Origin of the sequence: Furfurilactobacillus milii (assembly GCF_009863985.1) — a bacterium.
Lineage (GTDB): Bacteria > Bacillota > Bacilli > Lactobacillales > Lactobacillaceae > Furfurilactobacillus > Furfurilactobacillus milii_A.
In genome coordinates this window covers 47,650-62,065 of sequence record NZ_WEZT01000012.1, presented here as the reverse complement: position 1 = coordinate 62,065, position 14,416 = coordinate 47,650, and the positions used below count along the sequence as shown (strand labels likewise).

9 protein-coding genes are annotated in these 14,416 nt (G+C 44.2%); 7 read left to right on the top strand and 2 right to left on the bottom strand.

Features of this window, described 5'->3' with window-relative positions:
• Window positions 1-110 precede the first annotated feature (110 nt).
• Entirely contained in the window at window positions 111-1,919 is a 1,809-nt protein-coding gene (gene pepF, locus GB992_RS06930) for an oligoendopeptidase F (protein ID WP_161001780.1), read from the top strand.
• A gap of 79 nt (window positions 1,920-1,998) precedes the next feature.
• Here pepF and GB992_RS06925 read toward each other — a convergent pair whose 3' ends face one another.
• Both GB992_RS06925 and GB992_RS06920 read right to left on the bottom strand, forming a co-directional pair.
• On the bottom strand, window positions 1,999-2,655 hold the full coding sequence (locus GB992_RS06925; protein ID WP_161001779.1) for a histidine phosphatase family protein: 657 nt from the start codon (window positions 2,653-2,655) through the stop codon (window positions 1,999-2,001).
• A 62-nt stretch (window positions 2,656-2,717) separates the two neighbouring features.
• A complete protein-coding gene (locus GB992_RS06920) occupies window positions 2,718-3,365 on the bottom strand; it encodes a VTT domain-containing protein (RefSeq protein ID WP_017260970.1) in 648 nt (215 codons plus the stop codon).
• 798 nt (window positions 3,366-4,163) lie between these two features.
• On the opposite strand from GB992_RS06920, the gene helD reads away from it, so the two are divergent.
• The 6 genes from helD to tkt all read left to right on the top strand — a co-directional run bounded on the left by helD (window position 4,164) and on the right by tkt (window position 14,344).
• On the top strand, window positions 4,164-6,455 hold the full coding sequence (gene helD / locus GB992_RS06915; RefSeq protein ID WP_161001778.1) for an RNA polymerase recycling motor HelD: 2,292 nt from the start codon (window positions 4,164-4,166) through the stop codon (window positions 6,453-6,455).
• A gap of 124 nt (window positions 6,456-6,579) precedes the next feature.
• Window positions 6,580-7,506 carry a type I pantothenate kinase gene (gene coaA / locus GB992_RS06910; RefSeq protein ID WP_161001777.1) on the top strand — a complete coding sequence of 309 codons (927 nt, stop codon included), beginning with the start codon at window positions 6,580-6,582 and terminating at the stop codon, window positions 7,504-7,506.
• Window positions 7,507-8,155: 649 nt separating this feature from the next.
• A complete protein-coding gene (locus tag GB992_RS06905; RefSeq protein WP_161001776.1) occupies window positions 8,156-9,364 on the top strand; it encodes an MFS transporter in 1,209 nt (402 codons plus the stop codon).
• Window positions 9,365-9,651: 287 nt separating this feature from the next.
• Complete coding sequence (gene apf, locus GB992_RS06900; protein ID WP_161001775.1) at window positions 9,652-10,287, top strand: aggregation-promoting factor; 636 nt, start codon at window positions 9,652-9,654, stop codon at window positions 10,285-10,287.
• Window positions 10,288-10,538: 251 nt separating this feature from the next.
• A complete protein-coding gene (locus GB992_RS06895; protein WP_161001774.1) occupies window positions 10,539-11,849 on the top strand; it encodes an APC family permease in 1,311 nt (436 codons plus the stop codon).
• Window positions 11,850-12,310: 461 nt separating this feature from the next.
• Window positions 12,311-14,344 (top strand): transketolase, encoded by a 2,034-nt coding sequence (gene tkt, locus GB992_RS06890; protein WP_161001773.1) that lies wholly within the window; start codon window positions 12,311-12,313, stop codon window positions 14,342-14,344.
• The last annotated feature ends 72 nt before the right edge of the window (window positions 14,345-14,416 follow it).

Sequence of the window (14,416 nt, the reverse complement as noted above, 5' to 3'; positions counted from 1 at the left end):
AAACGATTACCATTTGATAACAATCGTTAAATCACAAAACAAATAATAAAACGGTTAAAGAAAAATGTGAAAAACTGTTATACTAATAACCATATTAGGGGGATCTATATATGACAAAGAAGTTAGCAACCCGAGCGGAAGTCCCGGATGAATTGAAATGGAATTTGAAGGATTTATATCCAAGTGATGACGCATTTGAAAAAGCTGTTACAGCGTATAAGCAGCAATTAGCCGAGTTTAGCAAATATGAAGGGCACGTAACGGAGAGTGCACAAACGCTTTATGAAACAGCCAGTGAAGCGGTAAGCTTATCTGGTGTGCTAATGCGAATTTATTTTTATGCTAACGCCCGTAATGATAGTGACACGACGGATCCGGTTGGTACCAAACTAGCTGGTCAGGCGCAGGCGCTTTACGCGCAAACGCAAACGGCCCGCAGCTTTTTAACGACTGAAATCACGGCGCTGTCCAAAGAAAAGTTTGACCAGTATCTAAAAGATGAACCTCGTTTACAGGACTATCGGCGATATCTGGAGTTGAACTTTTTACGCAATCAGGGACATGTGCTGCCATTAGCTGAAGAAAAATTGTTAGCGCAAAGTAGCAAGGTGTTTGAGGGTGCTGAAAACATTTTCTCCATGTTAAATGATGGCGATATGAAGTATGGCGACATTGAGGATGAAAATGGCGAAACGGTTGAATTAACAGATGCTAAAATCAGTGAATTTATGCAGTCAACCAACCGCGATTTACGCAAACGGACAAGTCACTTGATTAAAAAGGCCTATGATGGGCTTCAACATACTTTTGCCACAACCCTGTCGACTCATATGGAAGGGACGGTCCTTAAGAACCGTGCCCATCATTTTGCGACAGCGCGAGAAGGGGAATTGTTCGATAATGAAATCCCAGAAAGCGTCTATGACACGTTGGTAGCGACCGTGCATGATCATTTGCAGGGCGAACATGATTACATGCAGTTACGTCAAGATGTGCTGGGCTTAAAGCCAATGTACAATTACGATCGTTCTGCGCCTTTACTGGGCGACCCCAAATTGAAATTTACGTTTGACGAGTCTAAGGCCATCGTACTGGATGCATTGAAGGTGCTTGGTGATGATTATTTGGATGGTTTGAGGGCTGAATTTTCCGGTAGCTGGATCGATGCAGCCGAAAATGTTGGCAAACGTTCCGGCGGTTATGAGAGCGAAGTTTACGATGTTCACCCGTATATCTTGCTGAACTGGTCGGACAATTATTATGGCTTAACCACGTTGGCTCATGAGTCTGGACATGCGATGCAATCTTACTTTACTGATGCAACACAGCCCCTTCAGGATGCAGACTATCCAATCTTCACGGCGGAAATTGCTTCGACAACTAACGAAAACTTGCTGATGGACTACATGTTGGATAAATATGCCGATAACAAGGAAGTTAAGGCGTACTTATTACAACAATCTATCCAAACGTTTATCGGCACGGTTAATTTGCAAACTTTATTTGCAGAATTTGAGCATCAAGCCTATGAAAAAGTTGAAAGTGACGAAGCGTTAACTTCCGATTATTTGAGTACGATGTATGCTAAATTAGGCGAACAATACAACGGTCCGGCTGTTACCTTTGAAGATGAGAAGAATACAGGCTGGGCCGGCGTGCCACATTTCTATTACAATTACTACGTTTACCAATATGCGACATCGATGGCCATCTCCACGACCATTGCGGACCGAATTTATCGCAAGGTGCCTGGTGCGTTGGACCAATACAAGACATTCCTCAAAGCTGGTGGCTCACAAGCACCAATTGAGTTGATCAAGCAAGCAGGGGTGGACGTCACATCTCGACAATACTTGGACGATGCGTTTGCCGTGTTGGACAAGCGGATTGCAGAATTAAAGGAATTATTAGGCAAATAATTGCATATTAGCTGTATCGAAAAAGCACGATCAACGAAATTTTTGGAAATTTCGCTGATCGTGCTTATTTATATTAAAGTTATTCAATATTATCTAATCGGTCGGTATACAGTACTTTCACACTATCATTGTCTACAACTAGTTTGGTAACACTGCCATTTCGTGGGCCGGGGAAGGCACCAATTGTGTCAGAGTAATGATCCATGATGTGGCGCAGGTACGTGCCGTGAGTGACTAGCAAAATGTTATCGCCGTCCTTGGCGTTATCCCGTAACAGTTGCATTCCAGCTTGGATTCGTTCCCACAATTGCGCGTACGTTTCGGCGTCGTGATACTGATCCGCATTGGCCACTAGGTCTGTTGTTTCTTGCAGGCCAAACTTTTCGACCAACTCATTATAGGTGTTACCACCCTTAGGAGAGCCAATTTGATGCCACATTAACATGTCGTCATAGCCTTCCCAATACCCGAAGAATTCTTCGCGGAATTCTTTGCGGGCGACTGGTTCGGTGAGGGTGCTAGGGTTTTCGGCAAGAATCAACCGTCCTGTAGTTTGCGCCCGAGCAAGATCACTAGAGTATGCAGCGTCAAACTTAACATGGCTCAGTAACTGACCGGCATGTTTGCCGTCATTCTGGCCTTTTTCAGTAAGCGGTGCGTCTGACCAGCCTTGCATCCGGTGATACAAGTTTAAATAAGTTTGACCATGACGAACCATGTAAACGTTAAATGACATGAGAACCTCCACAATTTATGATGGTTCTATCATAGCATATCAACGTTTGGGATGAGACCACGTTATGGTTCATAAAAATGATTACTGTGACGGCGGAGGTAGCGCGTCGCACCGACAATGAATCCTGGCAAGATACCAATCACTGCCACACCGAGGAAAATGAGGGCAAAGTGTGACTTTACGAATGGCAAACGGCCAAAGTAATAACCTAAAACGCTACCGACCGTGACCCACAGTGCGACACCAATAACATTGAGGACGGCAAAACGACGTTCACTCATTTTTGTCGTGCCCGCCAAAAGTGGGACGAAGGTTCGAATCAGTGGTACAAACCGGCCAAAGATCACAGCTCGGCCACCATAACGTTTGAAAAATGCTTCGCCACGTTTTAAACCACCATGAAGACGTCGATTAATAAACTTAAAGTGCATTAACCACATGCCGATTCGAAAGTTCAGAGTGTCACCGAGAACGGCGGCAAAGAAGAAGATGGGAACCAGAACTTTGATGTCCAAACTGGATTGGGTGGCTGCCGCGATAGCACTCGTCACAAAAATCAATGATTCACCCGGCAACCACGGAAAAACGACCAAGCCAGTTTCAGCAAAGATCAACAGAAACAAGGTCACGTAGCTCCAGTTGCCCATCCACGAGAACAAGGGCAGAATATAATCCTGTAAATGGCTCAAGATGTGAATCAACTGATCCATAGGCGACCTCCCATTTTTACCTACAGTGTAAGCAACTGAACGATGAATAGCGAAACTAATCATTCAGCTTTGAGAAAACTTATGAGTTAAGGCAAAGTGTGATTGAAAATAGTGCAATGGCAATTTTGCCTCCGGTTGTCAGCAGTGACACGCTCGCCGTGGGACCGGTTCAAGCCCGAAGTTCACGGTCTTTCACCTCGCCGCCAAGCCTCCTGAAAATCGGAGTCTTTGCGACCGTCCGTGGTGTAAATTCGGTTAAATCGTCCCGAATTAACACCACTTTCACGGCTCGGTATCACTGTTGACACCCTCCAGCTGACAGAGTGGCAAGTTTCAAACCTCTAATCGAATGCGTATCAGTTTACCCAAAGTTTCATACATCTGATTGAGTGCGTAGTAGTTTACGCAAAGTTTCACTAGCTACTGTAGGTACTGCGGGAGTGGAGCTGATTGGAAACAGAGTTCCGTGTCGGTAACACTTAGCGGCGGGGTGGGCCGTTTAGTGTTACAGGATGACTTATGAGACATGTTTTTCGGCTCATAATCAAAGGTGAAAATCGCGGTTTGTGCGAGTTGAACCTGGTCCCAGGGAACGGCGTTTCAGATCAGCGTAACGGCAGTAAGCGGATTTGTAATCAGATGTAATACAGGTTTGCTAGAAATTAGATGTTTTATGACTCGAATGGTGAGTAGAATTTGTCACCAACTGTGAAAATGCGCTATAATATTTAGTACAATTTTTGAGTTTATTGATGAGAATGGTCGCGTAATAACGGCCAAAAAACGGGGGCAAACCAGTTGACGGAAACAGTAAAGCAGCAAGAACAAAAACATTTAGATGCTGTCGTTAAAAAAGTCAAACAGGCTGAAGTTGTGGCCAAACAGGATATTCAAACTGCCTCGCGTGATACAAAGGAAATTGAGCGGGCGTTTGGTGAGGTTCACCTCAATACCGGTAGTTACGAGGGGATGACCGACACTGCCATGTCGTTGCGTGCACAGCAACAAATGCTTGATGAACGGCAAAACAGCTGGCAACACGCTACTCAACGACTTGATGTGTTACAAAAATTGGAACGTACCCCATATTTTGCCCGCATTGACTTTCAGGAAGATGGTACTCGCGGTCCTGAGACAATTTATATTGGGTTGGGTTCGTTTGCTGACTCACCAGATCATTTCTTGGTTTATGACTGGCGGGCACCAATTTCTTCTATCTATTATGACGGTGGCCTTGGCGACATCACGTACCAAACGCCGGATGGACCGCAAACCGTTGATGTTAAGTTAAAACGTCAGTTCCAAATCAAAGACGGCGTCATCCTTACTGTCTTCGATACAGATGAAGTGGTCGGCGATCAAATGCTTATGGAAGCGTTGGGAAACTCATCCAACACCAAGATGAAGAGCATTGTCACTACCATTCAGAAGGAACAAAACCAAATTATCCGAGATACGCAATCTGACTTGTTATTTGTTCAGGGGGCCGCTGGGTCCGGTAAAACGGCTGCTGTCTTACAACGAGTGGCATGGCTATTGTATCGATACCGCGGTAACTTAACGTCTGGACAAGTGGTCTTGTTCTCACCAAACCAACTTTTTAACGATTATATTAACCAGGTGTTGCCTGAATTGGGCGAACAAAACATGGTGCAGATGACTTATCTGCAATACACTAACCGGCGTTTGCCGAAAATTCAGGTTGAAACGTTGCAACAACGTTTTGATGCCACCACTGACACTAAATTTAAGACGGTCAATGCCTTGAAAGGTAGCTTGGCTTACTTCGACGTGATTACGCGCTATGCCAATCATCTTGAACAGGCTGACATGCGGTTCCGGGACATTAAGTTTCAGGATCAAGTATTTATTAGTAAGGAAAAGATTGCCGAAATTTACTATTCATTTAATGAAAACTATCATTTAGGTAATCGATTATCTGCGACTCGAGAAGAGTTGATCAAGATGTTGAACCGGCGCATCAGTTCTTCTTTGCACGATAAGTGGGTTGAAGAAACCGTTCAAAACTTAACTAAAGAGCAGGTTGACACGATGTTTGGCGATCAACCGCGTGAGTTTGACAGTCAGGATAAGGAATATCGTTTCCTGGCTCGTCAGATCGTGATGCAAGCCTACAAGCCAGTCCAGCTCGCCATCGTCCGCAGTCGTTACTTAAACATTAATGCGCAGTATGCTCATTTCTTACGACATGTGCCTAATCTGATTGAGCTTAGTAAACACGATGTGACTAGGGAACAGTGGCAGGCCGGTGTTGACGCAACATTGAATGGTTATCGTGACCACCGCTTATCATTGGCGGATACGTCAGCTTACCTTTACTTGTATGATTTAATGACGGGTAAAAAAGGTGAAAAGGAAATCCGTTTTGTCTTTATCGATGAAGTTCAAGATTATTCTGCCTTTCAATTGGCCTTTTTAAAGTTTAGTTTTCCTCGTGCACGGTTCACTTTGCTTGGTGACTTAAACCAGGCAATCTTTACGCAAGAAAACAGTCGAACGCTTCTGGGCGAACTGTCCACGATGTTTGATCCGGACAAAACGCGGGTAGTTCAACTGACGAAATCGTACCGGTCCACACAACAAATCACTGATTTCACGAAGGACCTTTTGGTTGATGGTGAACAAATTACAGCCTTTGATCGTAATGGCGACAAGCCAGCCGTATTAGTCGCCAATGACAGAGAAGCCTTGTATCAACGTTTGGAACAACAATTAGCGGTCAATGATAAGGCCGATGAAACGACTGCTATCATCGGCAAAACACTGGCTGAGTGTGAGGCTGTTGCTGATCGCCTCAAAGCTGATGGCGTCCATGCCACATTAATTCGGACCGAAAATCAGCGGTTAGTGCCCGGCACATTGATTATCCCGGCGTACTTGGCTAAGGGGCTTGAATTCGATGCCATCGTCGTTTGGGATGCCTCGAAAGCCGTTTATCACGATGAAAGTGAACGGCAATTGCTGTACACGATTTGTTCACGTGCGATGCACCAGCTCACAATTTTGGCAAACGGTGAACTGACGCCGTTGATGGATCACGTGGATTCAGATTTATACGTGCGTGAATAGGTAATGGAAGTGCAATAGTAACGTTTTCGCTGAAATTTCGGAGTATCTGTGTTCAATTCCAGTATCACAGATTGAGCTATGCTATACTTTAAGGGATTTTTGAAGAAAACATGGTGGATGAGTTATGGCAGACAAATTAGGCAACTATGATCGTTTTGAGCGTGACCGGTGGCGGGATTTATTTGATGCAGAGGCAGTTCCATTAACAGAAGCAGATTTGGATCAGATTCGGTCTCTGAATGACCGAATTTCATTAGCGGATGTAAAGGAAATTTACATGCCGTTGGTGCACTATATTCTCCTTAAATACCATGAATTTCAGTTGGCCAATAATGCTCGTAGCGACTTTTTGAAGGTGCCGCGTCGACATGTGCCATTTTTGATTGGTATTGCAGGATCTGTGGCAGTAGGTAAGTCAACCACGGCACGTTTGTTAGCGTTGATGTTGAAACATTTGTATGCACAATTGAAGGTTCAGCAAATCACCACGGATGGCTTTTTATATCCTAATAATGTACTGGAAGAAAAGGGCATTAGTGACGACAAGGGCTTTCCTGACAGCTATGATATGCCGCGGCTAATTCAATTTTTAAACGACGTGAAACAGTCACGACCAAATGTCAAAGCACCTCGATATTCACATCAGGTTTATGATGTAATTCCTGATGAATACGATGAGATTGATCAACCAGATATCTTAATTGTCGAAGGAATCAATGTTCTGCAGTTACCATCACAGGCGGAAATTTTCGTTAGTGACTTCTTTGACTTCTCGATTTACGTCGATGCTGAGCCAAAGTTAATTGAGCACTGGTTCTTGGAACGGTTCAGCATTTTGCTGGATTCGGCGTTTAACGATAAGACGAATTATTATCATGAACTAGCCACGGGGTCCCGTGAAGATGCGTTTTTGTATGCGCGTCAGGTGTGGGATGCTGTAGATTTGCGCAATTTAAACGAATATATTTTGCCTACTCGTAATCGTGCCAATGTCATTCTGCACAAGCGTCAGCATCACGCTATCGATGCCGTTTATTTGCGTCAGTACTAAATTTTAACTGTAATGGTAGATAACGCTTGCGGTTGTCAACAGTGACACGCTCGTCGTGGGACCGGTTCAAGCCCGAAGTTCACGGTCTTTCACCTCGCCGCAGAGCCTCGTAAAAGCTGAGTCTCTGCGACCGTCCGTGCTGTAAATTCGATAGGACCACTCGAATTAACAGCACCTTCACGACTCGGTATCACTGTTGACGCTCTCCAGCTGATATAGCGTGATGATGGTCAGTGGAGGCATTTGCCAATGACTGACAAATTATGGCAAAAGTGGAGATGGCTGGAAACAAAGTTCCGTGTCGGCAACACTTGGCGGCCGGCATTTTGGCCGCTTAGTGTTGCGGGATGACTTATGAGACGTGAACTTCGGCTCATAATCAAGGATGAAAAACGCGAATTGTGCGGATTGAATCCGGTCCTCATGGAACGGCGTTTCTGGTCATCGTAACGTCATGAATCCATTAGTCGCAAAGTTTTTGTTATTGCTGAATCAATGGTTAACATCCTAGTCGATAAGGACTGGGATGTTTTTCTTTGCAGAAAGATCGGCAATAACGAAATTTAGCACCATTATTGAAATAATTATCTATTTATAGAAGCAATCTGTTATGATGGATTGACATTCTGTGAAACGGGGGAGAGAATCGATGGCACAAAACGCACCACTTAATCAAAAACGTAAATTTAGTTGGCCGCTTTTCTTAAGCCCGTTTATTTCACGGCTCGGCGACGCACTTTATATTTTTGGCTTGAACTGGTTTATTGTGAAAGCAACTGGAACGGCGTCTATCTTAGGGGTCGTTCAGGGAATCGGTGGCCTCGTATTGGTTGCTGCCGATGTGCTGGCAGGACCACTTGTCGATAGTGTGAATCGTAAACGAGTCATGTTATGGTCAGATATTATTAGTTTTGTTGCTTGTTTGTTAATGGCTCTGATTGTAGATGTCAACCATCCAATCTTCTATCAGCTGGTTTTATTAACGGCTATTTTAGATATTGGATTGGGTTTCAACTTTCCTGCAGCAAAGGCAATGGTGCCAGAACTCATTCAAGATTCGGCGCTACAACGATTTAATGCGATTTCAAATACGTCACTTAGTTTGGCAGACATTTTTGCACCATTGCTTGGTGGCGCGTTACTTGCTGTTTCATGGATTAACTTTCGAGAATTTCTATTAATTAATGCTTTTTCATTCCTATTGTCGATTGCGTTGTTGCTGGGGATTCGGTATCGGTATCAACCCAGTAAGAGTGGTCGGCTGTCGATTTGGACTAGTCTACAAGACGGTTTTAAGTATGTCATGGGTAAGCCGGTGCTGGTCAAAATGGTTGTCATCGACAGTGTTGTGAACATTTTTTACGCAGCGTTTAATTTGTTGCTTCCATATGATGTGAAACATTACTTTGGTGGTAATGAACACCTTTATAGTTATTTGATGGCTGTAATGGCCATTGGTGGCATGCTGGGCGGTCTGAGTTTGGTAAGAGCTCGCAGTGCCCGTGCGTTACCTCAGATTGAGCGTGACATTTATCTACTGGCCGTCGTTATGCTGATTGCAGGGTTTTGGCGACCGTATCCAGTGTTGCTGGTGATGACAGGATTGTATGGATTCTTGATCTCAAGAATCGGGGTAGGTTTGTTTACGCTAGTGCAAAATGTAACGGATGTGGCTTATTTGGGCCGTGTGTTTGGTATTTGGTTTATCTCTGTAGACTTCATGCATCCACTAGGCAATTTTATTTTTGGTTTTGTTATTGACTGGCTGGGAGACGGAACCTTCGTTTTAATGGGGATTCTGCTTGCGCTCTGTCTAGGACTTACCGACCTTGTTTTCCGCAAACATACAACGGCTTAGGCGCAAACTGTCCGTTGAATTGAGACGAGTGGATTGCAAACAAACGGTTTTATGGCTCAATAAGAAACATCCTTAAATATTACAATATATTTCAGATTTCGAGTTTTATGACAAAAACGCCTAAATTTGTAATGCTGACGGTATTTCTCTGTTATTTACGCGCTGTATAGTAGTCATCGTTGAGTTGTTAATAAACAACACAAGCGAATCATCGCGTAAGATTTATCTATTAGCCAGCGTGAGTGAAAAAGAGCTCACCATACAAAATTAGGAGTGAAACTTACTATATGAAGATCAAACAATTAATGCTTTCTACTGTTAGTGCCGGTGCGTTACTTTCAATTGGTACTGTTGTTGCAAATGCCGACACCACTGTTACTGTTAAGAGCGGTGACACTGTTTCAAAATTAGCTTCTGCTAACAACACTACTGTTGATGCAATCGTTAACGCTAACCACTTACAAAACGGTGGTAACTTAATCTTTGTTGACCAATCATTAGATATTCCTGGTGCTAACGGTACGCAAAGTACTCAAGCAGCACAACCTGCACAACAGGCTGCTCCTGTTCAACAGACACAACAAGCTGCTCCAGTACAACAAGCAGCGCAACCTGCACAACAGCAAACTGTTCAAGCACAGCCTGCACAACAAGCTGCTACGACACAGACTACTCAAGCAGCTGCACCTGCCGCTTCTACTGGTGACTCATCAGCTCAAGCATGGATTGCTGCTCGTGAATCAGGCGGTTCATACACTGCTCAAAACGGTCAATACTACGGTAAGTACCAATTGAGCCTAGACAAATTGGGTGGTGACTTATCACCACAACACCAAGAAGCTGTTGCAACACAATACGCAGTTTCACGTTACGGTTCATGGGCTGGCGCCCAAGCCGCTTGGCAGTCACAGGGTTGGTGGTAAACAACCCCGGCTGACGCCGAAAATTATTTTTGATAATCAATCATCCACTTTGTAGTGGATGATTTTTTTTTGCTCCAAAATCCTAAATTCATCATTGCTTTACAGCTACTCGAAGGGCGTAAGCTGATTAGTGTTGTTGATAAAAGAGTGTTGTTTATTAAAGTGGACAATCCGATACGTATTGAATGTACTATAATAAGCATTAATCTTTTTTACATAGTTATTTGATTGACGTGAGGAGGTAGTGGTGAATGAAAGGTCGTTTTGGCTTTTTAAGTATTGTATTATTCGGGATCAACGCCATTGTCGGATCAGGCATTTTCTTGTTGCCTAATACGGCGATGAAACTAATTGGTCCGGCTAGTCTACTGGTGTTTGTCTTTGACATGTTTTTGGTTATTAGTATTGCATTGTGTTTTGCCGAGGATGCCAGTTTATTCAAACAGAATGGCGGACCTTACGTCTATGCCAAGGCAGCATTTGGTGACTTTGTTGGCTATGAAGTTGGCTTCATTATTTGGGTTATTAGTATTATTGCCTGGGCCACAATGGCCGCTGGGCTGGCGACAGCTCTGGGCGCTTTTTGGCCTGTATTGGCTAAACCTGTTTGGCATGCCACCATTATTACGGTGTTACTAGTCGGACTGGGTGTAATCAATATTCTGGGTGTTAGTGTGACAAAATGGTTGAACAATGTGGTCACTGTTGCGAAGATTATTCCATTAGTGCTGTTTGTTGCCATTGGTCTATTCTTCCTTCATGCAGGAAACTTTACACCATTTTTCCCACACGGTCATTATGTTGCGGGTTCATTCGGTCAGGCAGCCATCGTCATGTTTTACGCTTTTACTGGTTTTGAGGCCATTGTGATTGCTGCTGAGGACATGAAAAATCCCCAACATGATGTTCCGCGTGCAATCATTACGGTGATGGGAATAGTGGCATTGTTGTACTTTCTCATTCAAACGGTGTCAATCGGAGTCTTAGGGACTAAGCTAGCAACAACGACGGCCCCAATGCAGGAGGCGTTAACTCAGATTATTGGACCAGTCGGGAAGTACATTATCGGTGCGGGGACGATTATTTCCATCACAGGGATTTCCGTTGCCCAGTCCTTTACCGTTCCTCGTAGTGGGCAAGCAATGGCTGACAATGGCGTCATGCCAAAGATTGTCGGTCGTGTTAATCGTCGTGGTGTGCCGTACGTGGCCGTGATTATTTCAGTTGCTTTAGCGTTGCCTCTTGCACTGACAGGAACGTTTAGCACTTTGGCTGCCATTTCTGTTGTGTCACGGTTTGCTCAGTATGTGCCAACGATCATTGCTGTCTTAGTATTCAGGAGGACCCGACCAGATCAACCACGTTCTTTTAAAGTACCATTTGGTCCAGTGATTCCGGTAATTGCAATTTTGGTTTCATGCTGGTTACTAGCACAGGCCAAACCGATTAACCTATTTTGGGGTCTTGGTGCGTTATTAGTCGCTGTTCCGTTTTATTTCTTGACGAAGAAGAATCGCCAAGAAATTGAGGCGCAGCAAAAAAATAAAAATCAGAAGTTATAGTGATTATTAGGTTACAGAGATACACTTGTATGCATTTACTTTAGGTACCAAAAAGCATCCTTCGAATTGGAGGATGCTTTTTATTTCGTATGAAAGGAATTGTTCAAAAATAGGTCCAAAAATGAAAGCAAAGGTATAGAAGCTGAAAACGTCCGGCCATATCAGCTATACCAATTTATATAAAAGGACTAATTTAAGCAACTTTATGAAGTCGTAATACAATAAAATAATTAAAAAATGCAAACGAATGTCAAAATCTAGACCAATCGTTTGACTCCTTTCTATTGCTGAAATATTCAATGATTTCAGAGACGCTAATTAATCGTATTTTAATCAAAATGCCACTTTTATCATCATTTTATTCTTGCCGTTTAAAATTGAAATCGGTATTGTGACAAACATAGACCAAAGAAAGAAAAACAGACGTGTCTATTAAATGGTTATGAAAAAGGATGATAAATATGTTTGATTCAATCGACCAATTAGCAGTAAATAGTGTACGGACATTAAGCTTGGATGCAATCGATAAGGCACAATCTGGCCATCCTGGTTTGCCGATGGGCGAAGCTCCGATGGCTTACGCGCTGTGGACTCGAAATATGACGGTTAACCCTAAAGATTCACATTGGTTTAACCGTGATCGCTTTGTGCTATCAGCTGGTCATGGATCAGCGATGCTATACAGTCTGCTGCATTTGAGTGGTTATCAAGTTTCCATCACAGATCTTAAGCATTTTCGTCAAATGGGTAGCAAGACACCAGGGCACCCAGAATATGGTTGGACTGACGGCGTTGAGGCAACAACTGGACCATTAGGCCAAGGCTTAGGAATGTCCGTTGGGATGGCGATGGCAGAGCGGCACTTAGGCGCAATGTATAATCGTCCTGGGTTTAAAGTTGTTGATCACTATACATATACGCTCGTTGGTGACGGTGATCTCATGGAAGGCATTTCCCATGAAGCAGCTAGTCTAGCTGGTCGCTTAAAATTAGGCAAACTGATTGTACTCTATGATTCTAACGACGTGTCTTTGGATGGCCCACTGAGCAACGCTTTTGCCGAGAATATTCAGAAACGGTTTGAAAGTTATGGCTGGTCCTATCGGCGGGTTGATGATGGTAATGATTTGAACAGCATCGACAAGGCGATTAAAACGGCGCAGATGGATCAAACCAAGCCAACAATTATTGAGGTCAAAACGACGATTGGCTATGGTGCACCAAAGCAAGGCACCCATGCAGTTCACGGTGCGCCATTAAGCGCGGCAGATTTGCGTGTTGCCAAGGAAAATTATCAATGGCCTTATGCACCGTTCTATGTTCCTGGCGAAGTGTATGATCGTTTTTACCGGACGATTCAACGTCGCGGACATAAAGCAGAAGAAGACTGGAATCACATGATGGAAAGTTATGCGACTCAGTATCCTGAGCTTGCAGCTTACTTTGCCGACGATGTTCGTCAAATGAAGAGCGTGGACTTAAGTGATTTAACTGACCAGTATGAGCTTGGTGATGCCGAAGCGACTCGATTGACTAGTGCCAAGGTTTTGCAAACGTTGAGTAAACGGGAACACTCACTATGGGGTGGTTCAGCCGACCTGTTTTCTTCAAACAAAACGAATATTAAGGATAATGGGCGTTTTGACGTGGACAGCGCAGTCAACCGAAATCTGTGGTTTGGCGTCCGTGAGTTCGCTGAAGGTTGTGCGATGAGCGGAATTGCCTTGCATGGTGGTTCACGTGTATACGGCAGTACGTTTATGGTCTTTTCAGATTATATGCGTGGTGCCATGCGGTTGGCTGCCTTACAGAAGCTACCCGTTACGTATGTGTTCACCCATGACTCCGTGGCGGTTGGCGAGGACGGTCCAACTCATGAACCGATTGAACAACTTGCCAGCATAAGGGCCATGCCAGGGCTATCTGTTATTCGTCCAGCTGATGCAAACGAAACAATTGCGGCCTGGCAACAGGCGATGGGGGCGCATGATCACCCAACTGTGCTAATTATGACACGACAAACATTACCAGTCTTGACTGGTGCTAAGGCGCATCCGGAAGGTGTGAGTCGGGGGGCTTACGTTATTTCCGCACAAAAGGGTCTCAAACCAGATGGTATTTTAATTGCTAGCGGTTCAGAGGTTCAATTGGCCTTGACTGCACAGCAAAAGCTGTGGGAACGTGGCGAGGACGTATCTGTGGTCTCAATGCCAAGTATGGATTTGTTTGATGCTCAACCGCAGGACTATAAGGACGAAGTGTTGCCGCGTGATGTCCGTAATCGGGTGTCTATTGAAATGGGGAGCACGAGTGACTGGGGTAAATATGACGGTTTAGACGGTAAGGTAATTGGTATCGATACCTTTGGTCTAAGCGGTAAGGGGAGTGAAATTATTAAGCACTTTGGTTTCACGCCTGAAACGGTCGTTGATACGTATGCCAGCCTAATTAATACACGGTTGCATACACTTAACGAGAACGTTTCCGCACGATAATATAAGTGGTTGTTCAAAGCTCATCCTGCTTTAAGAATGACGACTAAAACGACTCACGCCCGTTTGGACGTG